This is a genomic window from Carbonatibacter coralli (assembly GCF_039592655.1).
Lineage (GTDB): Bacteria > Pseudomonadota > Alphaproteobacteria > Kiloniellales > Kiloniellaceae > Carbonatibacter > Carbonatibacter coralli.
Genome location: NZ_JBBUTJ010000016.1, coordinates 1 through 25,882 on the forward strand (window position 1 = coordinate 1; position 25,882 = coordinate 25,882).

General features: G+C 53.0%; 20 protein-coding genes. 7 read left to right on the top strand and 13 right to left on the bottom strand.

Translation table 11 applies throughout. The features are described 5' to 3' along the window. The 3 genes from AAAH10_RS16360 to AAAH10_RS16370 all read left to right on the top strand — a co-directional run. On the top strand, positions 1-3,180 hold a 3,180-nt coding region (locus AAAH10_RS16360; RefSeq protein WP_343565535.1), incomplete at its 5' end, for a DUF5801 repeats-in-toxin domain-containing protein. A gap of 248 nt (positions 3,181-3,428) precedes the next feature. Beyond that, complete coding sequence (locus AAAH10_RS16365) at positions 3,429-4,106, top strand: substrate-binding periplasmic protein (protein WP_343565538.1); 678 nt, start codon at positions 3,429-3,431, stop codon at positions 4,104-4,106. Between the two features lie 57 nt (positions 4,107-4,163). Beyond that, on the top strand, positions 4,164-4,961 hold the full coding sequence (locus AAAH10_RS16370; RefSeq protein ID WP_343565540.1) for a substrate-binding periplasmic protein: 798 nt from the start codon (positions 4,164-4,166) through the stop codon (positions 4,959-4,961). A gap of 63 nt (positions 4,962-5,024) precedes the next feature. Here AAAH10_RS16370 and AAAH10_RS16375 read toward each other — a convergent pair whose 3' ends face one another. After that, complete coding sequence (locus AAAH10_RS16375; protein ID WP_343565541.1) at positions 5,025-7,544, bottom strand: GcvT family protein; 2,520 nt, start codon at positions 7,542-7,544, stop codon at positions 5,025-5,027. Positions 7,545-8,057: 513 nt separating this feature from the next. Between AAAH10_RS16375 and AAAH10_RS16380 the strand changes: the two genes are divergently transcribed. The 3 genes from AAAH10_RS16380 (at position 8,058) to AAAH10_RS16390 (ending at position 12,918) form a co-directional block, all read left to right on the top strand. Further along, positions 8,058-9,614, top strand: a complete 1,557-nt coding sequence (locus tag AAAH10_RS16380; RefSeq protein WP_343565543.1) for a trimethylamine methyltransferase family protein — start codon at positions 8,058-8,060, stop codon at positions 9,612-9,614. 263 nt (positions 9,615-9,877) lie between these two features. Continuing rightward, positions 9,878-10,720, top strand: a complete 843-nt coding sequence (locus AAAH10_RS16385; RefSeq protein WP_343565545.1) for an OmpA family protein — start codon at positions 9,878-9,880, stop codon at positions 10,718-10,720. 131 nt (positions 10,721-10,851) lie between these two features. Beyond that, the gene (locus tag AAAH10_RS16390; protein WP_343565546.1) at positions 10,852-12,918 is read left to right on the top strand and encodes an AsmA family protein; all 2,067 of its coding nucleotides are present in this window, start codon (positions 10,852-10,854) and stop codon (positions 12,916-12,918) included. 164 nt (positions 12,919-13,082) lie between these two features. Here the strand turns inward: AAAH10_RS16390 and ccoS are convergent, their stop codons facing one another. The 10 genes from ccoS to AAAH10_RS16440 all read right to left on the bottom strand — a co-directional run bounded on the left by ccoS (position 13,083) and on the right by AAAH10_RS16440 (position 22,586). Then, positions 13,083-13,268 (bottom strand): cbb3-type cytochrome oxidase assembly protein CcoS, encoded by a 186-nt coding sequence (gene ccoS / locus AAAH10_RS16395; RefSeq protein ID WP_343565548.1) that lies wholly within the window; start codon positions 13,266-13,268, stop codon positions 13,083-13,085. 21 nt (positions 13,269-13,289) lie between these two features. After that, positions 13,290-15,662, bottom strand: a complete 2,373-nt coding sequence (locus AAAH10_RS16400; RefSeq protein ID WP_343565549.1) for a heavy metal translocating P-type ATPase — start codon at positions 15,660-15,662, stop codon at positions 13,290-13,292. Between the two features lie 10 nt (positions 15,663-15,672). After that, positions 15,673-16,227, bottom strand: a complete 555-nt coding sequence (locus tag AAAH10_RS16405) for a FixH family protein (protein WP_343565551.1) — start codon at positions 16,225-16,227, stop codon at positions 15,673-15,675. Positions 16,228-16,385: 158 nt separating this feature from the next. After that, a complete protein-coding gene (gene ccoG, locus AAAH10_RS16410; protein WP_343565553.1) occupies positions 16,386-17,870 on the bottom strand; it encodes a cytochrome c oxidase accessory protein CcoG in 1,485 nt (494 codons plus the stop codon). Between the two features lie 131 nt (positions 17,871-18,001). Next, entirely contained in the window at positions 18,002-18,868 is an 867-nt protein-coding gene (ccoP, locus tag AAAH10_RS16415) for a cytochrome-c oxidase, cbb3-type subunit III (protein WP_343565555.1), read from the bottom strand. Positions 18,869-18,870: 2 nt separating this feature from the next. Continuing rightward, the gene (locus AAAH10_RS16420) at positions 18,871-19,023 is read right to left on the bottom strand and encodes a cbb3-type cytochrome c oxidase subunit 3 (protein WP_343565557.1); all 153 of its coding nucleotides are present in this window, start codon (positions 19,021-19,023) and stop codon (positions 18,871-18,873) included. A gap of 54 nt (positions 19,024-19,077) precedes the next feature. Beyond that, on the bottom strand, positions 19,078-19,800 hold the full coding sequence (gene ccoO / locus AAAH10_RS16425; protein WP_343565559.1) for a cytochrome-c oxidase, cbb3-type subunit II: 723 nt from the start codon (positions 19,798-19,800) through the stop codon (positions 19,078-19,080). Between the two features lie 12 nt (positions 19,801-19,812). Next, positions 19,813-21,432 carry a cytochrome-c oxidase, cbb3-type subunit I gene (gene ccoN / locus AAAH10_RS16430; protein ID WP_343565561.1) on the bottom strand — a complete coding sequence of 540 codons (1,620 nt, stop codon included), beginning with the start codon at positions 21,430-21,432 and terminating at the stop codon, positions 19,813-19,815. Between the two features lie 358 nt (positions 21,433-21,790). Beyond that, the gene (locus AAAH10_RS16435; RefSeq protein ID WP_343565563.1) at positions 21,791-22,204 is read right to left on the bottom strand and encodes a hypothetical protein; all 414 of its coding nucleotides are present in this window, start codon (positions 22,202-22,204) and stop codon (positions 21,791-21,793) included. Positions 22,205-22,235: 31 nt separating this feature from the next. Next, complete coding sequence (locus AAAH10_RS16440; protein WP_343565565.1) at positions 22,236-22,586, bottom strand: hypothetical protein; 351 nt, start codon at positions 22,584-22,586, stop codon at positions 22,236-22,238. A gap of 14 nt (positions 22,587-22,600) precedes the next feature. Between AAAH10_RS16440 and AAAH10_RS16445 the strand changes: the two genes are divergently transcribed. Next, complete coding sequence (locus AAAH10_RS16445; RefSeq protein WP_343565566.1) at positions 22,601-23,293, top strand: Crp/Fnr family transcriptional regulator; 693 nt, start codon at positions 22,601-22,603, stop codon at positions 23,291-23,293. Positions 23,294-23,502: 209 nt separating this feature from the next. On the opposite strand, the gene AAAH10_RS16450 is transcribed toward AAAH10_RS16445, so the two are convergent. Both AAAH10_RS16450 and AAAH10_RS16455 read right to left on the bottom strand, forming a co-directional pair. After that, positions 23,503-24,180: an SPOR domain-containing protein gene (locus AAAH10_RS16450; RefSeq protein WP_343565568.1), complete on the bottom strand. Its 678-nt coding sequence runs from the start codon at positions 24,178-24,180 to the stop codon at positions 23,503-23,505. A gap of 131 nt (positions 24,181-24,311) precedes the next feature. Next, positions 24,312-25,184 (bottom strand): ABC transporter substrate-binding protein, encoded by an 873-nt coding sequence (locus AAAH10_RS16455; RefSeq protein WP_343565570.1) that lies wholly within the window; start codon positions 25,182-25,184, stop codon positions 24,312-24,314. Positions 25,185-25,882 lie beyond the last annotated feature (698 nt).

The window sequence follows — 25,882 nt, forward strand, 5'->3', positions numbered from 1 at the left end:
GAAAGTCTCTCCATCTCCGGTGATCTGGAGTTCAGCCCCGGTGCTGATGGCGGTGAAATTACCTCTGTTGCTTTTGCTGGCTATGAAGACACGGAAGACAGTGACCCGTCCGGTTCCACAATTACGTCCGGCGACAAGACTGTTGTGTTCACGCAGACTGTTGTTGATGGCGATATTGTTCTGAGCGGGACTGTCGATGGTGGTTCCACGCCTGTTCTCACTGTGACTGTTGATCAGGCCACCGGTGCCTACAGCGTTGAACTGTTCAAGGCGATTGATCATCCTGATCTGTCTCTGGAAGACGATGCGAATGATCGTGATCCGCTGACGCTGAACTTTGACTACACCGTCACAGATGGCGATGGTGATACTGCAACCGCGACACTGTCCGTTGTTGTTGAGGATGAGGAAGCCGATGCACACGATGTCTTTGCCGGCACTCTGAACGAAGCTGATCTGTCAGATGGCAATACTGCCAATGACCAGCTGTCCGGTGTTCTTGATGTGGATGCCAATCCTGACGGGATCAGGGTTGTCGGTCTGCGCTTCGAGGGCTGGGAAGATGGTGAGGATGGTCGTCTTGAGGGCGAAGTGCTGCGGTCCGGCGATCAGAATGTTGTCTTTGGCGATGTGACGACCAATGGCGATGGCGACCTGGTTCTGGTTGGCACCATTGACAATGGTGCGACAGACATCATCACGCTGGTGGTTGATCCGGACAGCTTTGAATACACAATTACGCTGAACGGTCCGATTAATCATCCTGATCGTTCCGTGGATGGAAGCAATCTCAATGATCCGCTGGATCTGAACTTTGGCTTCCTGACCCGTGACGGTGATGGTGACGAGGATGAGGAAACCCTGACTGTCACCATTCAGGATGATACGCCAACTGTTGTTGCCGATCAGGGCGCGGATGGCATTTATGACATTGCGCCGGGGACCGACTTCCAGCTGGATGCGACTGTTCACAGCTCCTTTGCCGGGTATCAGAACTCCTACGGTTATTTCTTTGTTGATGCGAACGGAGAGCCGATCAGTGGTCAGATCATTCTGGCCAATGTGAAGAGTGCCCTGGGTGTTGACAATTCCCTGTCGATCAGTGGTGGTGATATCCCGGCCAATGCTGTCGGGCTTGGAACCTTTATCATCCCGAACGGCAATCGTCGCAATGATGATCTGAACGATGGTGATGATGTGACCTTCCGTTTCGAAAATGGTCAGTGGGTTGCGGTTGATGAAAACGGCACAACGCTTGTTGGCAATGGCGCCAATGCTTTCTTCTCCATTCCGGGATTGAATGTTGACGGTCAGGACCACGAGATTGACAGCAGTCGTCAGGGCAATTCCAACTGGGAAGACCTGCGCAATCTGGGTGATCGTGATTTTGGTGATGTCAATGTGACTCTTTCTGTTGCCAATCAGGGCGGTTTGCTGACCGTCGACGAGACAGACCTTCCGGGCAACGGGGGGGCTGTTTCTGCTTCCCGCAGCTTTGCCGGTTTCTTCTCTGTGGATGCCGGTGCGGATGGCGAGCAGTCCCATGTCTATGAGCTGGAGTTGTCTTCAGAGGGCGTCGACAGCGGTCTTGTTGATGGCGAAACCGGTGAGGTGATCAGGCTCTATCTGGAAAATGGAGAAGTTGTAGGTCGTCTGGGTGATGAAAACGGTGATGAGGCTGTTCGTCTGTCCGTTAATGACAGCGGTGAAGTGAGCTTTGAGCTGTCCCGTACCGTTCGACATGATGATCCTTCGCAGGACAATGAAGCCGTTGCCATTGTGCAGAATGTTGTCTCCCTGAAGCTGACTGTGACAGACGGAGACGATGACACGGCCTCTGCTGATGTGGATCTTGGTCCTCTTCTGGTTGTTCGTGATGATGCACCGGAGTTTACCGGTTTTTCGGGAGCGTTCTTGGGTGCTCCGGAAGGTTTTGGTCTTGCTATTGGAGACAGTGGGGGGATTGATTTTGGCGCAGATGAGGCCAATCAGCAGGTGAACGGTGGTGTTGGTGCTGACGGAACGCCTGCTGCAGGGGATCGTGCTGTTGTCTTTACCGACTCAACCATTACCGATCTTCAGGGGCAGGGGCTTACATCGAATGGAGAAAGCCTGAGTTTTGCTTTGTCTGCCAACGGAACTGTTCTGAGCGCGACAGCAGGAAATCCTGTCCGGACAATCTTCACGATTTCACTGTCTGATCTTCAGAGTGGTTCTTACTCCTTTGTTTCTACAGGCGGTCTTGATCATCTGGATAATGATTCCCTCGACATTAATTTTGCATTCAAGATCTTCGATGCTGATGGAGATTCTGTTGAAAGTAATTTCGCGGTGACGCTCTTTGATGAGGGGCCGTCCGTAGTGGCTGATCTTGGTGCCGTCAACGAAGGACAAACGCTCAATGTTGCAGCTGCAGCGGGTGTCCTTGCAAATGATACCTCTGTCGATGCGATTGCTGTGACAGGTGTCGTTGCGGGAACCGGAACTCCGGTTGCTCTGGGATCACCGGTCGAAACGTCTCTCGGAACGCTGACTCTCAGAGAAGATGGCTCGTATGACTATGTTGCAAAGGCAGATGTTATTGATGCCGATGCCAGTGATGTCTTTACCTACGAGGTCACAGATGCGGATGGTGACAAGTCAACGGCGACGCTGACAATCAATCTGACTGCTGTGAACGATGGTGGTCAGAATGATGTGCTTCCGTTCACACTGAACACAGATATTGATGGCGGTGACGGTTTTGATGTTCTGGAATTGCCGGATCCGTCTTCCGGTGATGTCTTTGTTGCAGCCGGAAATGTTTCCTACTGGGTCGATCCGGAAGCCTCAACCGGCAACAATCACTTTGATACAGATCGGATCAGCAATATTGAAGTGATTGACATGCGTAACAGCAGTTCCGGGTTTGAGGATTTTGGTGTCTTTTCTCCGGTTGGCTCGTCTGTCGGTCAGTTGAACGTTCAGGATGTTCTGGACATCACTGATGAAGACAATACGCTTTTCGTCATCAGGGGAGAGGCACAGGACGAAGTCAATCTCTATGGTGGCGAATGGACCAACACAGGAGAGACTGTCACTGGTACTGAAGGTGCGACTGCCGGTATTGAGTTCACCAGGTACACCGGACAGACGACAGATGGTGAAGAGGTGACACTTCTGATCAATACTACTCTGTAACCTGTCCTTCTCATGAAGAAGACTGATGGAAGGCTCCTGACTTTACTGTCAGGGGCTTTCTGTTTTTATGTGCATATATGTATGCTTTTTTGATCAATTGTCTGTTTTGTGTGTTATGATTATTCTTGTGTATTCATTTTATCTGAACAGCATTCGATCAGGTGATGGCGAATAGCTTGCGAAATCTTGGTTTGACTTTGGTTGTCCTGGCTTTGGCATCTGTCAAAAGTCACGCTCAGGATACGTTTTTGTCAGAACTGAACTCGATCGACATCTACGCTGTTCACTTCCCGCCCTATTCCATCTTTGAAAATGAGACTGTCGACGGTCAGGACGTCGAGACTGTCTCGGCGGCCTTTGAGGCTGTGGGGATAGAGGTTGTTTACAGGACGCTTCCCTGGAACAGGGCCTACAACCTTGCGGTTCAGGGCAAGATCCCTGCCTTGCTGAGCTGTCTGAGCAACAAGGAGCGTGAGGAATTTTTCTGGATTTCAGATCCGATAAGCTATGCAGACGAGAGTTTTATCAGCTTTTCCAACGTTGTGCCCAAAAGCGAGTTTACGCTCAAGAACATCAGAGATTACAAAATCGGCGTGATCAATGGCTACGCGCAGTCTGAAAGGCTCAAGGAGCTGGGTTTCATGCTGGACTATTCCAACAATGAAATGCAGACCCTGATGAAGCTGAGGGATGGGCGCGTCGATATTGTCTACAACAACACCACGGCCATCCAGTATCTCATCAGGGAGTGGTCGGAAAGGCAGCAGCTGTGGGCCGTAACAGTGGAGCGCACCTCCTATCATCTGTGTCTCAGCAGGGATTATCCGAATGCAGAGTACTTTTTTCACAAGTTTACAGAAGGATTTGATTTGATACGTGGCAATGGTATCTATGCACAAATCCTTGGTAATTTTGGTGCCAACTAGAATTGTTTCCGAAAAAAAATCAAAGGGTTTGACCGATTTCTGTGCAGGATAAATTCAATGCAGTTGTGTTTTAGCGGGGGCAGCAGGGCAAAGGGCCTGACTGGTTTCCTGTTGTGTGGTTTCCTGTCATTCTCTTTTGTTGGAGTGGACCGTTCCCTGAAGGCTGAAGAGACCGGACAGTCCATTGAAATTCAGGGTGTCGAGTTTCCTCCCTATGCTCTCTACAATTCCGAAACCGGTGAATATTCCGGGCTGGATGTTGAAATCGTCAGAGAAGCCTTTGCGGCGGTCGGCATTGATGTGTCCTATGCCTTCATGCCGTGGGCGAGAGCCTTCAAGAATGTTGCCGAGGGCAGGGCGCTTGCGCTTGTGACCTGTCTTTACAACAGGGAGCGTCTGGAGCTTTTCCGTTATTCAAATGCTGTGAGCACGGCTGATTTCAGCTTTGTGGGACTGGGATCGCATCTGAAACCCGAAGATTTTTCACTCGGTGAGGCCGAAGACTACAAAATCGGTGTTGGCAAAGGCTATGCCTCGACAAGAATTCTGGAAAAACGGGGTTTTCCAAAGCTGGATTATTCCTCGGATGATCTTTCGCTGATCAGGAAGCTGATCAACAAGCGGGTGGATCTGTTGTATGGCAATTCTGTTGCTTTCAGATACCAGTTGGCTCCTTTTGTCGAGGCTGGAGAAGTCTGGGACAGTACAGAGCAGGAGCACAATCAGTATCTCTGCATCAGTCGGAAACACCCGCGCTCGGAGTACTATCTCGATAAGTTCAACGAGGGGCTGGTTTTGATCAAGGCCCAGGGAGTTCATCAGGAGATTGCAAAGAAGTATACGTCTTTTCAGTGATTTCCAGGCAGGCAGAAAAAAGGCGACCCGGAGGTCGCCTTTTTCGTGTCTTGAAACAGAAGCTTATTCGACGTTGCGAAGCTTCTTGTTTTCAGTGTCGTATGGAGATTCCTCGATGATTGTGGCCTTGTGCATCTCGCCGAGGATGTAGACTTCCAGTTCCTTGCCGATTTCAGCCAGATCGGGACGCACCATGGCCAGAGCCAGGGATTTGCCGATACGCCAGCCGTAACCGCCAGAGGTTACACGACCAACCATTTCACCGTTCAGGTAGATTGGCTCGGAACCGCGCGCGTCAGCATCCTTGATGTCGTGCACTTCCATTGTCACAAACTGGTTTTCGAAACCGCGTTCCTTCCAGTCGATCAGGGCTTGCTTGCCGATGAAATCGTCTTCCTTGTCCAGGCGAACGAAGCGATCCAGACCGGATTCCAGAGCAGAGTACTCGATAGACATCTCTGTCGGGATCAGGCGGTAGGATTTTTCCAGGCGCATGGAGTCCATGGCACGGATACCGAATGGCTTCAGACCGAACTCTTCGCCGGCTTCCATCAGCAGATCGAAGATGTAGTTCTGCATCTCGATCGGATGGTGGATTTCCCAGCCGAGTTCACCAACGAAGTTCACACGTGCTGCTGTGACAGGCGCAATACCAACGGAGATGCGCTGTGCGGTCAGCCACGGGAAGGCCTTGTTGGAGAAATCAGCGTCGGAGATTTTTTCCATCAGCTGCTTGGACTTCGGACCTGCGATCACAAAGACGCCCATCTGTGTGGTGATCTTTTGCAGCTCAACAGAGCCGTCCTTCGGCTTCAGCTTGGTCAGGTAATCCCAGTCGTGACGTTCCTGGGCACCGGCAGACACCAGATAGTAGCTCTGTGGGCCGGTTTTCAGGATGGTGAATTCAGCGCGAACACCACCGTGCAGGGTCAGCATGTGGGTCAGACCAAGACGACCGATCTTTTTCGGGATCTTGTTACAGACCAGGCTTTCCAGCCATGCTTCTGCACCAGGGCCCTTTACTTCGAACTTGGAGAAGGCGGACATGTCGAGCAGTCCAACGTTTTCCATAACGTTCTTGCACTCGTTGCCGACGTGTTCGAAGTAGTTGGAACGGCGGAAGGACCATTTCTCGACAGGCAGTTTGCCTTCTTCAGCCGGGAAGTGGTTTTCACGGGTGATGGTGTCGTCCATGTTCAGGTCTTCGTCTGTCAGGCCATAGCCTTCAGGCGCAAACCAGTTCGGACGCTCCCAGCCGTAGATAGTGCCCATGACTGCACCCAGATCCTTCATGCGGCTGTAGCAGGGAGACTGCTTCAGGCCACGTGCTTCGGGGCGGGATTCGTCAGGGTAGTGAACGGTGAAGACGTTTGCGTAGGCTTCCTCGTTCTTTTTCTTCAGGTAGCCACGGCTTGCATAAGGGCCGAAACGACGCGGGTCAACGCCGGACATGTCGATTGTCGGCTCGCCGTCAACAATCCACTCGGCCAGCTGCCAGCCCGCACCACCGGTTGCGGTGATACCGAAGGAGTGACCTTCGTTCAGCCAGAAGTTCTTCAGGCCCCATGCCGGACCGATGATCGGAGAACCATCGGGAGTGTAGGCAATCGCACCGTTGTATGTGGTTTTGATGCCGACTTCAGCAAAGGCCGGAACGCGCTCGAATGCTGTTTCGATGTACGGCATCAGACGTTCGATGTCTTCGTTGAACAGTTCGTATTTTGTGTTCTCTTCAGGACCGTCGACATAGCAGACAGGCGCGCCAACCTCGTATGGGCCGAGCAGCAGGCCGCCAGCTTCTTCACGCATGTACCAGGACGAGTCAGATTCACGCAGAACGCCCATTTCAGGCAGGCCCTGTTCGTGACGGGCTTTGATGTCCGGGTGTGCTTCAGTCACGATGAACTGGTGCTCAACAGGCATGACCGGAATGTCGAGGCCGACCATTTCACCGGTTTTGCGTGCGAAGTTACCTGTACAGGAAATCACGTGCTCACAGGAGATGTCACCCTTGTCGGTCTTGACGATCCAGGTGTCGTCTGCCTGTTGCTCCAGACCGATCACTGCTGTGTGCTCGTGGATTTCGGCACCGCTGTTACGCGCGCCCTTTGCCATGGCCTGTGTCAGTTCAGCCGGCTGAACGTAACCGTCGTCGATATGCTGGATCGCGCCGAGGATGCCGTCTGTGTTGCAGAGTGGCCAGATTTCCTTCAGCTCTTCAGTGGAGAGCCACTTGACGTTCACGCCGAGTGTTTTCGCAACACCAACGTAGTATTTGTACTCGTCCATACGGTCCTGTGTACGGGCCAGACGAATGTTTGAAACCTGCTTCAGACCAGAGTTCAGGCCGGTTTCCTCTTCCAGTTTGGAGTAGAGGTCAACAGAGTACTGGTGAATTTTACCAACAGAGTAGCTCATGTTGAACAGTGGCAGCAGACCGGCAGCGTGCCATGTGGAACCGGATGTCAGGTCGTGACGCTCAAGCAGAGCAACATCGGACCAGCCTTTTTTGGCCAGGTGGTAAAGAGTACCGACACCGACGGCACCACCGCCGATGACCACGGCTTTATAATGTGATTTCATTGTTTCGACTCCTGCGAAAAACTCTTGCCCCGGCAGGATTTCTCCCCGGGTGTGCGTGATGTGGATGCTGTTTCCGTTCCCGTGACAGTCACTCTGAAAGCAGACAGGTCCAATCTGTCTTTAACTCTGTGCAATGGGCTCTGTTTCATCCTGTCGCATAGCGTCAGAGCGACTGCATTTTACGACACAACGCAAAATTTTGAACGTCACAATTGTGATTAAAGTGCAGTTTCCTGTCATTTTTTGCAGCGGTGATCTGTGACAGCATGTCGTCTTTTGCTCTATCTGTGACGACGAACGACAAGACGATTTTCCGGGACAGGACGAGAATTCCTGATGATAGCAGGAAAAAGATGAAAGCCCTGTGGCTGATGTCGAGTCCTTGCTCGAGGCTGTACTGAATGTCCCCAGACTTTCGGATAATACAGGAAACAACAAAGAAAATAGTGTAAAGTCTTGGCAGTCCGAACCGGATGGTTGCGCAAGACCAGCTCAATTTTGAGAGGGATAAAAATGTCTGATACGACAGAACGCAAAGGACGTGGTCGTCGTGCTGGTGGTGGTGCCGGTGCGCGCCGTGCTTCTCGCGGTGGCGGCGGTGCTATTGAAAGCTTCCGTTATATAACGCGTAATATTCCTTACTACGAGCCTTTGTCTGAAGAAGGCCTCAAGATCATTGAGGAAAACGCAGAAACCATTCTTGAGGAAGTGGGCATTGAGTTCCGTGATGATCCGGAAGCTCTCCAGATTCTGAAAGACAACGGCTGTTCCGTAGAGGGCGAGCGGGTTCGCTTCCCGCGTGGTCTTGCGCGTGAATGGTGCTCTCATGCGCCATCCAGATTTACGCAGCATGCCCGCAATCCGGAAAAGTCTGTCGAAATCGGTGGCGACAACACTGTTTTTGCTCCTGTCTACGGCCCTCCCTTTGTTCGTGACATCGAAGGTGGTCGCCGTTACGCGACAATCGAGGATTTCCAGAACTTCGTAAAAATCATCTATTCCATGCCGGCACTGCACCACTCCGGTGGTACTGTGTGTGAGCCTTGCGATATTCCTGTGAACAAGCGTCACCTGGATATGCTCTATGCTCACATGACGCTGTCCGACAAGCCTTTCATGGGATCTGTGACGGCTCCGGAGCGCGCGGAAGATGCGATCGCGATGTGTAAAATTCTTTTCGGCGACGAGTTCGTTGAAAACAACACAGTGATGATCAGCCTGATCAACGCGAACTCCCCGATGACCTTTGATGACACAATGCTGGGTGCGCTGAAAGTTTATGCGCGTCACAATCAGGCCTGTATCATCACACCGTTTATCCTTTCCGGTGCGATGGCGCCTGTGACACCTGCTGGTGTGATGGCCCAGACGCTTGCCGAAGGCATGGCAGGTATTGCCTTCTCCCAGATGGTTCGCAAGGGTGCTCCGGTCGTTCTCGGTTCCTTCGCAAGCTCCATTTCCATGCAGTCCGGTGCGCCGACCTTCGGTACGCCTGAGCCTGCTCTGGTTCTCTATGGTATGGCGCATCTGGCGCGTCGCCTTGGTGTTCCGTTCCGTTCCGGTGGTTCCCTCTGTGGTTCCAAGGTTCCGGATGCACAGGCCGCCTATGAAGCCGCACACACCATTTTGCCAACCGTTCTTGGCGGTGTGAACTTTGCGCTTCACTCTGCGGGCTGGCTCGAGGGTGGTCTGATTTCCTCCTACGAGAAACTCGTCATGGATGCGGATCAGCTTGCTGCCATGCAAAAGATGGCTGAAGGCTACGACCTGACAGAGAACGGTCAGGCCATGGATGCGATCCGTGAGGTTGGTCCGGGCAACCACTTCCTGGGTTGTGCACACACACAGGCCAACTTTGAAACGGCTTTCTTCCGTTCAACAATTGCTGACAACAACTCGTTCGAGCAATGGGAGTCCGAGGGTTCCCAGGATGCTTACCAGCGTGCGAATGCGCTGGTTAAAAAGACGCTCGAAAACTATCAGCAACCGTCAATCGATCCGGCGATTGATGAGGCTCTCAAGGCCTTTATCAAGGAAAAGAAAGACTCCATGCCGGATGCTTTCTCCTGATCATAATGTCTGTATCAGTAAAAAGGGCGCTCCTTTGAGGCGCCCTTTTTATTTGTGAAGGATCATTGAAGTAACCTTTTTTCCTTTTGAGTGAACAACTTCTTACAAAAGTGATTTTATTTCTCTTTTTGGTGTAATTTTCACAGATCAGACTCTTTTTTGTCGCACTATTACAGGTAAATCGTGTTTAAATAGGAGCACTTGAGTACATGGAATTGTGATCAAGGGCAGAACCATAAACTGTTTAACAGGGGATAACTGTTATGAAAAAATTTCTTTTAATTGGTGTGGCTTCTTTGACCTTGGCTGCCTGTGCGGATAGTTATCGTACTGCGACAAGCCTCAAGCCTTCGGGAACAACGTTCCAGCAATGGCTGTATGAAGGGTACGTTGATCTGTCCAAGTCTGAACTTGATGAAGTTGACTATGCGGACTCCGATCATTTTGCAGACAAGGCCATTGCAGCAGCAGAAGGCCAGGACGTAGCGCCTGACACGCTGGACAGCCGCGAAATTGATGCAGAATTCTTTGATGATTTACAAAGTGCACGCTTCCGCGTGACCTCGGCTCTGGCTGCGGGTGGAGCCTCTGTTGCACCTGCCGACATGGCGACAGCACAGGTCATGTATGACTGCTGGATTCAGGAGCAGGAAGAAAACATTCAGCCTGATCATATTGCAAACTGCCGCGCTGCTTTCGAAACGGCAATGGCCAAGGTTGAGGCTGCGCTGAACAAGCCGGCTCCGGCTCCGAAGCCTGTCGCGAAACCGGAACCACTGGCTCCCTTTATCATCTACTTCGGTTTTGATGATGCCAGCCTCTCCGATGACGGTCGCAAGATCGCGCAGCAGGCCGCAGATGCCGCACAGAAGCATGGTGCATCCCGCCTGCTGGTTTCCGGTCACACCGATACATCCGGTGACAGCAAGTACAACGTCAACCTGGCGAAGAAACGCGCCCAGGCTGTTGTTGATGCACTGCAGTCAATGGGTGTAAACGCTTCTGTCCGTTCAATCGTCAAGGGTGAAGGTGACCCGGCGGTTGAAACAGCGGATAACGTGAAAGAAGCCCAAAACCGTCGTGTTGAGATCCGTGTGATCAAATAATGCGTCACCATCAGAATAAATTCTGACGAAAACTGGTATGTTCCTCTTTTTCATGGCAAAAAGGGGAACATACTGTTTTGGGACGATGGTGTGGGGCCAAGTCCTGCTCAGACTGCATTTTGGAGGACCAAATGCGCAAGATACTTGTCGGGCTGCTCAGCGCCTTGCTGCTTTTGATTGCGATCGTTCTGATCGTGCCTTTTTTCATTGATCTGAACAACTACAAGCCTGAGATCCAGGATCAGGTTCGCAAGACCACCGGGCGCGAGCTGGTTATTGGGGGAGATATCAAACTGGCCCTGATCCCGACGGCCAGGGTTGAACTGTCGGATGTAACCTTCTCGAACGCCCCGTCATCGTCGACTTCCGAACCCATGGCGAGCATCGGTGCTCTGTCTGTGGAGTTGCAGGTTCTGCCGCTGATCACCTCACTGGGCAAGGATCTCGTGATTGACAGGTTCGTTCTGGATCGCCCCGACATTCTGCTGGAGGTTTCTGCAGATGGAAAAGGCAACTGGGTTTTTGATGCTCCTGCCGGAACGGAGAACCCTGATGCCGCACAACCGGCTGCGGATCAATCCGCTGATGCCTCGTCTTCCTCATCCTCTTCCGGGGATGTGCCGCTGACAGGGCTCAGCCTCGGTGATGTGCGTCTGATCGAGGGACGTGTCAGATACATTGATCAGAAGGGTGGTGTTTCCGAGGAAATCTCCGCGATCAACCTCGATGTTGAACTGCGTGCACTGGATGCGCCAATGCAGCTGAACGGAACACTGGACTGGAAGCAGCAGACCATTGCCCTGGAAGCCGAGATTACAACACCAAAAACGCTGCTCGGGCAGGAAGCCACAGTGGCAAAGCTGGATGTGACCTCCGCTCCTGTGAGCTTTGGCTATAACGGAACTGTTCAAAGTGCAGCCGTTCTGAAGATGCAGGGTGATCTGGAACTCGCCATTCCCTCCCTCAAGGGATTGCTGGACTGGGTTGAAGTGCCACTGGAGCGTCAGCGCGAGGACATTTTCGAAAACGTTTCCCTGACGGGCTCTGTTTCCCTGAACGATAAAATGATCGCGGCCAACGGTCTGAAGCTCGTATTTGATGCTTTACAGGCCTCTGGTGATGTGGCTGCGGATCTGTCCGGTTCTGTGCCAAAGCTGACAGCCGATCTGAAAACCGGCATTCTGGATGTGACACCTTACCTGCCTGCGGAAGAACAGGAGCAATCCGGAGCGGAAAGCTCTGCCTCTTCCCCGGAAACAGCGCAAAACACAGCATCCAAGCCGGTTTCTGCCGAGCAGGGGTGGAGTGATGAGCCGATTGATCTTTCTGCTCTGCGCCAGCTCAATGCAAACCTCAAGCTGAAATCGGATGGTATCAAGGTTCGCAAGATCACAATTGGTGAAGCGGATCTGGCCATTGAGCTTCAGGACGGAAAGCTCAAAGCGGATCTGAACCAGCTGGCGCTTTATGATGGTGCTGCTCAGGGGCGTGTTGCGCTGGATGCCTCGTCTTCTGTGGCGAAGGCGGCTGTTGATTTCGGACTGGTTGGCGTTCAGGCCCAGCCTCTGCTCTCCGATGCGGCTGACTTTGACCGTTTGAGCGGGACAGCCTCTGCCAATATTTCCATCGTGACGACAGGCAACAGCCAGAAGGCCATGGTTTCCGCGCTGAACGGTGATGGAGATGTCCAGTTCCGTGATGGTGCTTTGACAGGAATCAACATTGCCGAACTGATCCGCAATATCTCGCTTGATGCACTGAACAATGCTTTCAGTGACAGCAAGACAACGGATTTTGCCGAGCTGTCCGGCAGCTTCAAGGTGACCAGTGGTGTGGTTGAGAACAGTGACCTGCTGATGGTGGCGCCTCTGTTCCGTCTGACCGGACAGGGCCAGGTGCCTCTGCCGCCCCGGACAGTTGACTACACCGTTACACCCAGAGCTGTTGCCGACCTTGAAGGGCAGGGTGGTGACGCTGATGCCAAGGGTGTGGGTATTCCTGTCCTGATCAAGGGAAGCTGGTCTGATCCGCAGATCGCCCCCGATCTGGAAGGTCTTGTGAAAGATCAGTTGAGCAATCCGGAAAACCTGATCAAGGAACTGACAGGGGATGACGACAAGGCGAACGAGATTATCGAAAAGCTTCCTGTCGAGCCGGATGCCATTGGCGGGGCCCTGAACAAGCTGTTCGGCAACTGATCACGATCCTTGATCCGGAAACAGATTGTTACGGAAAAAGGCCGGGTCATTGAGAACCCGGCCTTTTGCTTTTTATCCGCAGCAGCTGGGAATGTGTCCCACCGGTTGCCTGTCTGTCTTGTTGAGGGCACCTGCTTTGGTCTGACCAATGAAAACCAAAGCGTTTACTGCTTTTTTCCGGTGTCATGCTCCGGCGGGGTTGTGATGTCGTCCTCGTCGTCAAAGAGTGCACGATAGGAGGCGCCTTCAAGATCCTCGTACTGACCCGAGCGCAGGGACCACAGGAAGCAGACCAGTCCGATCCCTCCAAGGAAGAGGGCGACAGGGATAAGGAAAATCAGAACGTCCATCGTGTGTCATCCACTGTTCGTTTAGATTGCGTCGTCACGGTCATCAAGTTTCAGGCGAAGGGCATTGATGATCACCAGAATGGAAGAGCCGGACATGGCAACAGATGCAATCAGAGGGGTCACAAGCCCTGCCATGGCAACCGGAACGGCGACAAGATTGTAAACCAGAGCCAGACCAAAGTTCTCGAAAATCAGATAGCGGGCTTTTCGGGCAACGGAAATGGCCTTCATCAGCGGGCGCAGTTTTCTGCCCTGAATGATGAAATCCGCCGCAGTCTGACTGACATCGGTTCCCGTTGCGGGAGAAGCAGAGACATAGGCAGCGCTCAGAGCAGGGGCATCGTTCAGGCCGTCGCCGACCATCAGGACTTTGCGCCCTTCGCCAGCCAGTTGTTCCAGTTGTGATATCTTGTCTTTGGGAGAAGCCGTTGCTGTCCAGTTGCCAAAGCCAAGTGTCCGGGCAACGCGGGCAACAGCCTTTTCCCGGTCACCGGAAAGAAGATAGCGACCGGACAGAAGGGTATCTGCGTCTTTCATGGTGTCGGCGGCATCAAGGCGGAGACGATCATCAAAGGTGAAGTGAACCGGGTTTTCTCCCTCAACACGCAACCACAGTTCACTGTTGCTTTCCGCATCAGCAGCTTTCGATGCAAACTGAAGGGCATCCTCGTCGCTGATGCTGCACCACTCGCGCTTGCCGATGCGGACTTCCTTGCCATTGACAAGGCATCGCAGTCCCTGGCCGGATACTTCCTCGACATTTTCTGCAGCCTGGGTATCGGGGGCAGCCAGAGTCACTGCACGGGCAAGCGGGTGCTTGCTTCGGAGCGCAAGGGACGCTGCCATCGCAAGAGCCACCGGGGAAATCTCGTCACTGTTTTGCAGGCGGGGATGCCCTTCGGTGAGAGTTCCCGTCTTGTCGAAAACGATCGTGTCTGCCGCTGCAAGTCGCTCGAGACCGTCTGCCGATTTTACGAGAACGCCGCGTTTGAGCAGAATGCCGCTGGCAACGACCTGAACCGCTGGAACAGCAAGGCCAAGGGCACAGGGGCAGGTGATGATCAGAACCGCAATGGCATTGAGAAGGGCGATTTGCCAGCTGGCATCCCCGATAAAGTACCAGCCCAGGAAGGTCAGCAGGGAAAGGGTGTGGACTGCAGGGGCGTAAATCTGGGCCGCGCGGTCTGCCAGCCGGATGTATTTTGCTCGTCCCTGCTGGGCGGCTTCCATCAGGCGGACAATTTCTGCCAGCAATGTGCCTTCATCGCGGGAGGTTACGTGGACCTCAATAGGTTGCCCCATGTTGACAGTACCTGCGTAAACAGCATCTCCCTGTCTTGCAGACTGGGGCAGGGACTCACCGGTGACAAGGGTTGTGTCCAGTTCTGTCTCACCCTTTGTAATGGTGCCATCAACAGGGATGGTTTCACCGGAAGCGACAGCAACCTGCATGCCCGGCTCGATCTGTTCGACCGGCAGGGAGCGGGTCGAGCCGTCCTGTTCAAGAACGGTTGCGGCAACAGCGCGGAGAGACAGCAGGTTCTGGGCAGCCGAGTGGGCCTTTGTGCGCATGCGACGATCCAGATAGCGTCCGATCAGCAGGAAGAAGAGCAGCATGACACCGGCATCAAAATAGGCTTCATGCTCACTGTGCCAGGTCTGGACGACAGACATGATCGTTGCCAGCAGAACAGCCAGTGAAATGGGAACGTCCATGTTCAGGGAGCCAGCGCGGATCGATGCAAAGGCTGAACGGAAGAAGGGGCGTCCGGAATAGGCCACGGTTGGCAGAGCGATCAGCGCGGAAATCCAGTGGAAGAGATCGCGCGTTGCCGATCCGAGTTCCTCACCGGACCAGACGCTGATGGACAGGATCATGATGTTGGCGGAGGCAAAACCTGCAACGCCCATGGCACGCAGAAGACTTTTGTCCTCCTCGTCCTTTGCCTGGCTCAGCAGTTCCGGATTAAAGGGCGTGGGCGGGAAGTTCAGACGCTCCAGCAGAGCTGTGATTTCTGTCGCTGCCGTCTGTTCTTCATCCCAGGTAACGGCCAGGCGTTTTGTTGCAAGGGTGACCCGTGCCGACTTGATGCCGGGCAGCTTTTTCATGTTGCCTTCGATCTGGCGAATGCAGGACGGACAATGGATGGAATCGACAATCAGATGCAGGGAGGAAAGGCCATCCTCCGACTTCCTGACGTAGGCAGATGGATCAAGTGCGCTTGAAGAGGTTGCTGGCTGTTGTGGCGTCTGTTCGGCCTGTTGCCCCTCTTGGGAGGAACAGCAGCCTGCAGCGGAAGGCTGCTCGCTGGCCATTTTGGATGACGGGCAGCATCCTGCCTGCTCTGTTTCAACAGCAGAGGGTGTTTTCTTCGATGCACAGCAACTGGACATTGGGCGACCCCTACTGGTTGTTCTCACGCTGGAGGAAGAGGCGTTCGCGCAGCAGATATTCGAAACCGTCCGGGCGAACTGCTGTCACATCAACCTGCCACTGGCCATCCAGATCGACCCTGACAGGGCTGCTGTATTCGCCGGAGTTGACTTCAAGAAGCCTGATCGTCTGGTCATAGCGATCAAGGGAGGGACGCTGGATCTTTGCAGAGACCTCCAGCCCCTGGACAGGGTTGCTGTTCCGGTCAAGAAAGACGACCTGCAGACTGAGACTGTCGCGGGCGGGCAGGAATTCGACAGAACTGCTCCAGCCCAGTTCTTTCTGTGCTTCTTCGCGTTCGATGACCTCGTTGTAGTTAAGGCCCCGGTCATAGGCGTTCTCGGTTGATAGCCCGGTCCAGGTTTTGTTGGCGAAGTAAAGAAAGATGCCGTTGGCGACAAAAACAGTCATGAAGAAGCCGACAAACATGGCGAGAACCATTTTGCCGGTGAGCTGTTTTTCCCTGCTGCCTTTCTGACCAAGATCCTGCCCGTCCTGTTGGGCAGAGTTCTGATTGCTTGCCATTTTCGTATCTCTTTACCAAATGGTGCAGCCGAAATGTCCGTCCACATTCCATAGAGGCTGCGTTTATGGCGACCTTTATCGCCGAGTCTGCAGGCCCGGGCAATGACCGAAATCAATTTCCGCTCAATGACAGGGCCTGTTTTCTTCAGTCGTCTGTTCTACTGGTCCCTGTTCGGACCGATAAAGACGCTGTTATAGGTTTCACTTTCCTGCGTTTTGGTGTCGGTCACCGTAATGGAGATCGGCTGTGACGAGCTACTCAGGTCGTCCGATCTGACCGCTGCGAACAGGTGGAATGACCGCAGTTTGTCCGGTTTGACATCAATAACGTAGGTGCCGTTGGCATCGGGTTCGATCCCGTTGATCTTTACCGATTGCAGGGGCAGACCGGAAAGGGAGAGAACAAAGGAACGCGGTTCCCTGATCTTGTTCAGGATTTTCACGGTGTAGCCGTTGCGAATGGAACCATCCGACAGGGTTACAAACAGCGGATTGCGGTCTCTCAGGACATTCAAATCCAGAACGGATCTGGCATTGAGGGCAAAGAGCATGGCAGCCATGGTTGCAGCCAGCAGAACCGAGTAGACAACTGTTCTGGCACGGAACAGGTTGAGTTTTTCCTTTTCCCCGTCCTGACGGCGGCGCATGTTGGCGTCGGTGTCATAGGCAATCAGTCCGCGCGGCTTGCCGATCTTGTCCATGATTGTATCACAGGCGTCGATACAAAGAGCACAGTTGATGCACTCAAGCTGTGCCCCGTCGCGGATGTCAATTCCGGTCGGGCAGACAGCGACGCACATTTTACAGTCAATGCAATCGCCTTTCGGAGTGTCCTCCATAACCTGCTTGATGTGCCCGCGGGGTTCACCGCGGTCATAGCGATAGGTGACAACGAGGGAGTCCTCATCCAGCATGGCACCCTGAATACGGGGCCAGGGGCACATGTAGATACAGACCTGTTCACGCGACAGACCGCCGAGAGTATAGGTCGTAAAGGTCAGCATGCCGACAAAGACATAGGCCGTCATCGGGGCGTCGAGTGTGAAGAGGTCGACAAACAGCTTGGGGGCATCATCAAAGTAGAAGACCCAGGCACCGCCGGTTGCAACAGCAATCAGAAGCCAGGCACTGTGCTTCAGGGTGTATTTGGTGATCTTGTCCATGGACCAGGCTGCGCGGTGAAGCTTGATCCGCGCATTGCGGTCTCCTTCAATCATGCGTTCCACAGCAATGAAAAGATCTGTCCAGACGGTTTGCGGGCAGGCATAGCCACACCAGACGCGCCCGAAAAGCGCTGTAAACAGAAACAGGGCCAGCGCGGCTGCAATCAGTATTCCGGCAACAAAGAAGACTTCCTGCGGCCAGATTTCGATAAAGAAGAAATAGAAACGGCGCGTTGGAAAATCAATCAGAACGGCCTGATCGGGAGCATTGGGCCCCCTGTCCCAGCGGATCCAGGGCAGGATGTAATAGATCCCGAGTGTGATGGCCATGATAATCCATTTCAGGCGACGGAATGTTCCCTCTGCCTTCTTTGGAAAGATTGGCTCTCGTTTTTTGTATAAGGACCGCACTTCTGTGTTGTTGACGGCTTCGACCTCCACGGTCGAATCTGCAACGAGTTTTTCCAGGTTGGTGGACATCTCTCAATGAGCTTTCTTATTGAAGCATAGTGTTATTGTGCTGTTATCTCACGTTTTGAGACAGAGAAAAGGGGGCGTATTGTCGCCCCCTTTCTTTTGATAGTTTCTTTGCTATTTGCGAGGGTTCCCGCTTACTGTCCACCACCGCGAGAGTGGATGAACAGGGCCAGAGACTTGATTGTCGCCGGGTCAAGACGCTCTTCCCAGGCCGGCATCACACCGCGACGGCTGTAGGCAATTGTCTCGACAAGCGTGTCCTTGTCACCACCATAGAGCCAGATGGCGTCTGTCAGATTGGGGGCGCCCAGATCCTCAAGACCCTGACCGTTGTCACCGTGGCAGGCTGTACACTGTGATGCAAAGATCTCTTCACCGCGTGTTGCGGCTGCCTTGTCTGTTTCCACACCGGAGAGGGACAGAACATATTCGGCAACATCGTTGACACCATCGCGATCCAGAATGCCGTCATTCAGGAAGGCAGGCATGTCGTTGAAACGTGTGTCCTCGTTTTCTGCACGGATACCGACGCGGAGTGTCTCGTGGATGGCTTCCAGAGTACCGCCCCACAGCCAGTCATCATCGTTCAGATTCGGGAAGCCCTTGGCGCCTGCAGCACCGGAGCCGTGGCAGGCTGCGCAGTTGTCACCAAAAGCAGACTTGCCGTTTGCGAGGGCAAAGCGCATCAGCTCTTCGTCCTTGCGTGCATCGTCCAGTTCGGTTGCCAGCAGGCGATCCTCGATCTCCTTGCGGGCTTCTTTCGCAGCAGCCACATCGTTGAGTGCTTCCTGACGCAGGGAGTGACCGAGAACACCCCTGGTGTAGTCATCGCCCAGAGGCCATGCAGGATAGAGAACCCAGTACCCGATTGCCCATACGACACAGGCGTAGAATACATAGAGCCACCAGCGCGGCATTGGAGTGTTCAACTCCTCGATGCCGTCCCATTCGTGGCCGGTGGTATGAATACCGGTGACGTCATCTTTTCTTGGTTTAGCCATTTTTAATCTTCCTTGAGCGGAATGTGTGATGCGTCATCGAACTTTTTCTTGTTTCTGGGCCAGAAGGCATAGCCTGCAAAGCCCACAAACAGGACGACCAGATAAACCAGTCCCCAGGATTTTGTAAAAGTGATCGCTGCTTCAAATTCTGTCACAGGTCTCTTCCTTCCTGACGTTCGACGACGTCAAATCACACAAATTACTGCCTGTTAGCGGATGTTCTTTTCAGCTTCGAATGTGCTGAAATCCACCAGTGTCCCCAGCATCTGGAGATAGGCAATCAATGCATCCATTTCAGAGATCATTGCCGGGTTGCCATCAAAGTCACGAACCTGTGCCTTTGGATAGCGCGCCAGAAGATCATCGTAATTACCATCCGGATCGACCTGTGCTTTCAGATCGGCCATTGCGTTTTCGATCATGTCCTTGTCGTAGGGGACACCGACAATCTCGTTGGCTTCCAGGTGTGCCTGAATGTCCGCATATTTCAGCGGAGTGGTTTGCAGGAACGGATAGCCGGGCATGATGGATTCCGGAACAAGGCTGCGCGGAGCGATCAGGTGATCGCGGTGCCACTCGTCAGAGTATTTGCCGCCAACACGGGCCAGATCCGGACCAGTACGCTTGGAGCCCCACTGGAACGGGTGGTCATACATGCTTTCTGCCGCGAGGGAGTAGGGGCCATAACGCTCTACTTCATCACGCAGGGAGCGGACTTGCTGGGAGTGACAGGTGTAACAGCCTTCACGGATGTAGATGTTACGGCCAGCCAGTTCGAGAGGGCTGTAGGGACGAACGCCCTTGACCTTCTCAATGGTGCTTTCCAGGAAGAAAAGCGGGGTGATTTCAATCAGGCCGCCAATGGAGACAACGATCAGCGCTGCAACCAGAAGGGTGATTGAATTCTTTTCAAATACTTCGTGTTTGATCATTTTTGCTCCCCCTTAGGATGCCGCTACAGGATCAGGGGTTTGAATTGGGTCTGTCTGGCGTCTCTCATCACGAACATCGCCGCGGATTGTGCGCCAGATGTTGTAAGCCATGATCAGGGAACCGATGACAAAGAGCAGGCCGCCAGCAGCACGCGCAATGTACGGAAGGTGCATGACCTGGACTGTTTCCACGAAGGAATATTCAAGGAAACCGAACTCGTCGTAGGTTCTCCACATCAGGCCCTGAATGATACCGGCAACCCACATGGAAACGATGTAGATCAGGATACCGATGGTCGCGACCCAGAAGTGCAGGCTCACCAGCTTGTTGGAATAAAGCTGTGAACGACCCCAGAGCCATGGAACCAGACAGTAGATCGCACCAAAGCTGACAAAGGCAACCCAGCCCAGGGCACCGGAATGGACGTGACCAATAGTCCAGTCTGTGTAGTGGCTGAGGGAGTTCACTGTCTTGATGGACATCAGCGGGCCTTCAAAGGTGGACATGCCGTAGAACGCGACAGAGATCACCAGGAAGCGCAGAACAGGGTCTGTGCGCAGCTTGTCCCATGCGCCGGCAAGGGTCATCAGGCCGTTGATCATGCCACCCCAGGACGGCATCCAGAGCATGATGGAGAAGGTCATGCCGAGGGTTTGCGCCCATTCCGGAAGCGCTGTGTAGAACAGGTGGTGAGGCCCGGCCCAGATGTACATGAAGATCAGGGACCAGAAGTGCACAATGGACAGGCGGTAGGAATAGACAGGGCGCTCGGCACGCTTCGGTACGAAGTAGTACATAATGCCAAGGAAGCCGGCTGTCAGGAAGAAGCCCACCGCATTGTGACCGTACCACCACTGGATCAGGGCGTCCTGAACACCGGCAAAGACAATGTAGGACTTTGTGCCGTAGAAGCTCACCGGAACGGCGAGGTTGTTGACAATGTGCAGCATGGCGATGGTCACGATGAAGCCCAGATAGAACCAGTTTGCCACATAGATATGCGGCTCTTCACGCTTCCAGAGTGTGCCCAGATAAACCAGCAGGTAAACGACCCAGACGATTGTCAGCCAGAGGTCGGCGTACCACTCCGGCTCGGCGTATTCCTTGCCCTGGGTCACACCCAGCAGATAACCGGTTGCTGCGACCACGATGAAGAGGTTGTAACCCCAGAAGACAAACCATGGTGCAAACTGACCAGGCAGGCGAGCCTTGGATGTACGCTGTACAACATAGAATGATGTCGCGATCAGCACGTTGCCACCAAAGGCAAAGATAACAGCCGAGGTGTGCAGAGGACGCAGGCGACCAAAGTTGATGAAGGATGTGTCAAAGTTCAGAGCAGGAAAGGCCAGCTGAAACGCGACAGCATCACCTGCCACAAAACCGGCAATGCCCCAGAAAACGGAGGCAATGACACCTGCTTTGACGACAGAGAGATTGTAGGTTACGGGCCGATCACTCTCAGCACTTGCCAGCCACTCTTCCTTGTCGAAGTGAGACTTGACGATGTAAAAGATCCCCAGAAGAAACGCCCCGCCAAAAGTATAGGCATGGACGCTCATCAGGGCATCTTCAGTCCGGGCGGCTGCGAGAAAGGCCAGAAAGGCCAATACTGACAGACCGGCGGACATGATCCATCCTTCAACGGATGATCTTCCTTTAACAGGTGTTTCCCATGTCATTCCTGAAGTCGCCTTATTTTTCGTTCGTCGGTTTGATCTGTCCTGCTGCCTTGGAATGTTCTGAAAGGCCTTTATGAACCAGCCAAAACAGTCTGCCGCAATCGCACAGATCGAGAATCGTTTGTGGCGGGATTGCTCTCTTTGAAAAGACAGAATCCTGTCACCTTGGTTGTTCCTAGCCTGTTCACTACTGAATGGCATTGACCTAAGTCAATGTGCATCAGTGTCGCAATCTGGAATTCTTCAAAAAAAAGCCTGTGTTTTGGGTTATATATCGGAAAAGTATGGTTTTTGGTGTGCTGGAATGTCACAGGGTCTTGCACAAACGGACTGCATCCTGCTCGTAACCGCAACCCTTCAGGCTGTTGGCTACAGTCTGTTCTGACTGTGCAGAACTTTCGGAAACCGGTGTGTCAAAACAGATATGCACAGCCTTGCATCCCAGTCTTTTGGCTTCCTTTTCCAGATTGGTCAGAATGCTGACCGCAATTTCTCCGGTTCTGGTCAGACCGGCAGAGGCAAAATGTGAAACCTCGAGAACCTTTTCATGTTTGACGTCGGAGAAGGCCCGATAACAGGCCAGCCCGACGTAAATACCGTTTGAGGCCCGGGCAGCAATGATACCGCTTTCCGCATCCATCTGGATTTGCAGATCAACAAAGTCCTGCCATTTTCCGATTTCGACCAAGGTGTTGGCCGACTGGATAAGGGGAAAGACCATGTCTCTGTTTCGCTGTGTGACTGGAGTGAGTTCAATGTGCACTTGGTCTTTCCCTGATGGATTCCTTGCTTTCAGCATAGCATTGTGAAAAACGGGCAAGGTGTCTTTGATTTATATCAAGTCCCGATCTGTACAAATCGGGTAAGGCTGCTTTTTCAAAGTGCTTAAGGGACGAGTTCTTTTTGTGGATAATCTGTGGTACTGTGGATTTTGCGTTGGCTCTGGCCTGACTTGATAGGTCAAGATGATTGCTTTTCTCTGTTGCCATGATGCCTGTGAGCAGTGTATTGAAGCTGTCGAGGGCGTTTCCCAGGATGAGAATTTCGACGGTTAATAGTGAGTAGTCAAACCATGAGGTATACCTCTCAATCAAGCGCTCCACAGGAAACAGGCTCCATGCCGTTCAAGCCCTGTGACAAATGCAGTGTGAGTGAAATGGCTCTCTGCAATGCTCTTGGTTGTGATGATCTCAAGCGTCTTTCCGAACTGGCTTTTGAGCAGTCTGCCCAGAAAGGGGAGACAATCATCAATGAAGCCGACCCTGCAAGCTACCTCTTTAATGTGACATCCGGAGCCCTGAAACTCTACAAGCTCCTGCCCGACGGACGCCGTCAGATTACAGGCTTTCTCTTTCCCGGCGATTTTATGGGTATCGCAATGAACGATTGCTATGCCTACTCTGCGGAAGTCGTTGAAAACTGCACACTGTGCCGTTTCTCCAGACCAAAGCTTGAAAAGCTGATGCGCGATGTTCCCGATCTGGAACACAGACTGTTGAACATGGTGTCCAACGAACTGGTGCTGGCCCAGGAGCAGATGCTGTTGCTGGGGCGCAAGACGGCTCAGGAAAAGGTTGCTTCCTTTATCAAGACCCTGTACGAGCGGTCCTTGCGGCGCAATCCGCTGGCAACATCTGTTCCCCTGCCCATGAGCCGCAGTGATATCGGTGATTATCTGGGCTTGACGACAGAGACTGTCAGCAGGACCTTCAGTGCCCTGAAAAAGAATGGCGTTATTTCCATTCCGGACGCCGGGTTTGTGCAGATTAATGATCCGGATGAACTGGAAGATCTCTCCAGCGGTTGCTGAAATACAAAGACAGATTACAATTCTGAAAGAACAACCGGCTTCGGGAAAAGGTTTCTTTACGCTGCCATCTGGCGCGATTGGATGCACTTCCCGGGGCGAGCCTCTTATCGCGCTGTGCCTGTAAGTCGCGATCCGGTGCCTGATCAAGGGCGCCGGGAGGGTGATTTCACTCTCGGAGGGCTTGCTATTCTTCTCTGCGAAGGGGAGGCTTAACGGCCTTTTACGACGGCGCAGTATTGATATTTGGCTTTCAGGGCGTTGCAGCTTTGCGTGGCCTTGTCCTTCTCTTCAAAGCTGCCGGCAACAATCCTGTAGAAATCCCCCTTGCCGGAAATTGAAACCTTCGGATAATCCGGCTTCAGGTCTTTGAGTTCTGCTCCAAAGACCTTTTTCAGGTTTTTCCAGTCCTGCTCGGCTGTGGCCTTCTTCTTGTAGGATGCCAGGTGCAGACCGTAGGAGCCTTTCGTCTTGTCCGCTGTTTGCGGCTTTGCCTTTACCTTTACAGGTGGTTTTTTTGTGGTTTCTTCTGTCTTGGCGGATTGGGGCTTTGTTGCAGCGCTGTCTGTTTCCTCTGCCTTTTCAGCTGTTTCTGTCCCGGCCTGATCGGGAGAGGAGTCCGTATTGACGTAGCGTGGCTTCGTGCGGGGTTGTGCGCTGTTTTCCGGGTTTGTTTCCTTGTCAATGTCAGGCTGTGCAGCCTGGCTGCCTTCCGCTTGCGCCGTTTTTCGGTTCTTCTTCGATTCTTCAATGGATGTTGCAACGTCTGTAACCAGATCCTTGCCCCAGCCTTTGGTGGCTTCATAGATGGGGCTGCACGCACCAAGCCCGATGCAGCCAAGAGTCAGAAGCAGAAACTTGAACCCTGTACCTTTTGAAATGACACGCATGGAAGGCCCTTTTGAATGGATAGTCGTTTGCAGCGTAATACGTTTTTCTAAAAGAGCAATTAATGACCGGAAAAATGTGCCATCCCGCGAAAAGGGATGACGCAGGCTGTTTGCATGCACCTTTATATGGATTACTTGGCGTTCGGGAAGAAGAGCTGCTGTCCATTGACCTTGTAGGCCCTGATGGCGTCTTGCCCTCTCTCGGACAAAAGCCAGTCTATAAAGCGCTGTCCCTCTGCTTCTTTGACATGGGGATGTTTGTCCGGATTGACCAGTATCACGCCGTACTGGTTGAACAGGGCGGGGTCGCCTTCGTTGAGGATTGTATAATCTGCCTTGTTGGCAAACTTGATCCATGTCGCCCGGTCCGTGAGGGTGTAGGCTCCCATCCCGATGGCGGCGTTCAGAGTGGCACCCATTCCGGAGCCGGTTTCCCGATACCAGCCACCACTGCTGTCTGCGGGGGTTTTTCCTGCTGTTTTCCAGAGTTGGCTTTCCTTTTTGTGGGTTCCTGAATCGTCTCCCCGGGAAGCAAAGAGACTCTGGCTTCCTGCGATCTTTTGCAGGGCTTCTGTGATCGTGTCGTTTCCGCTCAGCCTGGCGGGGTTGTCCTGCGGGCCGACAATGACAAAGTCGTTGTACATCACATCAAAACGTTCAAGGCCGTAGCCTTCGGAAACGAAAGCCTCCTCGGCACTTTTTGCATGAACCAGCAGAACATCTCCATCACCGTTGCGGGCATTCTTCAGGGCCTGACCGGTGCCAACAGCAACAACGCGCACGGTGATTCCTGTTTCTTCTTCAAAAACCGGGAGCAGGGCATTGTAAAGGCCGGAGTTCTGGGTTGATGTGGTTGACTGGACAATGATTGTCTTCTCGTCGCTGGCGATTGCCGGGCTGTCTGTTGCCCCTGCTGTCAGTCCGGTGATGAGAAAGGCAGCGATCGCGAGCTGTTTCCGGAGCATTTTAACCGGCTTTGCACAGAGCGGGCTTTTTTTGCTCATTTTCATTCTCCCTTCCGCGTTGAGGCGGGACGTTTTTATTGCTGTGAACGGAGTGTGTTTTTCCTGAGCTATCATCCTTTGTGGGACTTGTCTCTGTTGCTTATCGAAAAGGGTTATAGCTTTTTTGAATAAAGTCAGGTTCTGAGAGGTCTGTCTCGCTGTTTTGTTTGGAGGGCCTGTGCCTGCCTGTCTGTCCGCAAATCCGGTTCCGGGCCGTTAGTCCTTGATCATCTTCCTTTAAGGAATGCCTGCCGGTGCTGATGTCCAATCAGAAACAGGGGCGCCCGGTCTGTTGCGAATCATCCGGGGCTGGGGAACGCTTTTTCAGGGAGTCCCGGTGGCTGTAAAACGAGACAGAGGTCTATTCTGACTCTGTGGGGGTGTTTTTGGTAATAATATTCCTCTTTTGCTCTCTTTTTGTGTGATCTTTTAAAAACTTCAAATCTTTGTCTTTTTTCTGCAAAAAAGGGGTTGCGTGTGTTGAGCGAGTTCCTTAAAAGGGCCTTCACCGACGGGGCGGCACGGTTGAGTGCGGCTCGGTTGGACGAGATTAAAGATCCTTTTGGGATCAGCTGTTTGACATAGTTTTTTGGAAGGGATGCGTAGGCGGCGGTTTGCTGTTTGTATCAGTAAAACTGTCGGTTTATGCATCATACGTGTACACACACATGTGTCTGTTTTCTTTAATGGAGACAGAA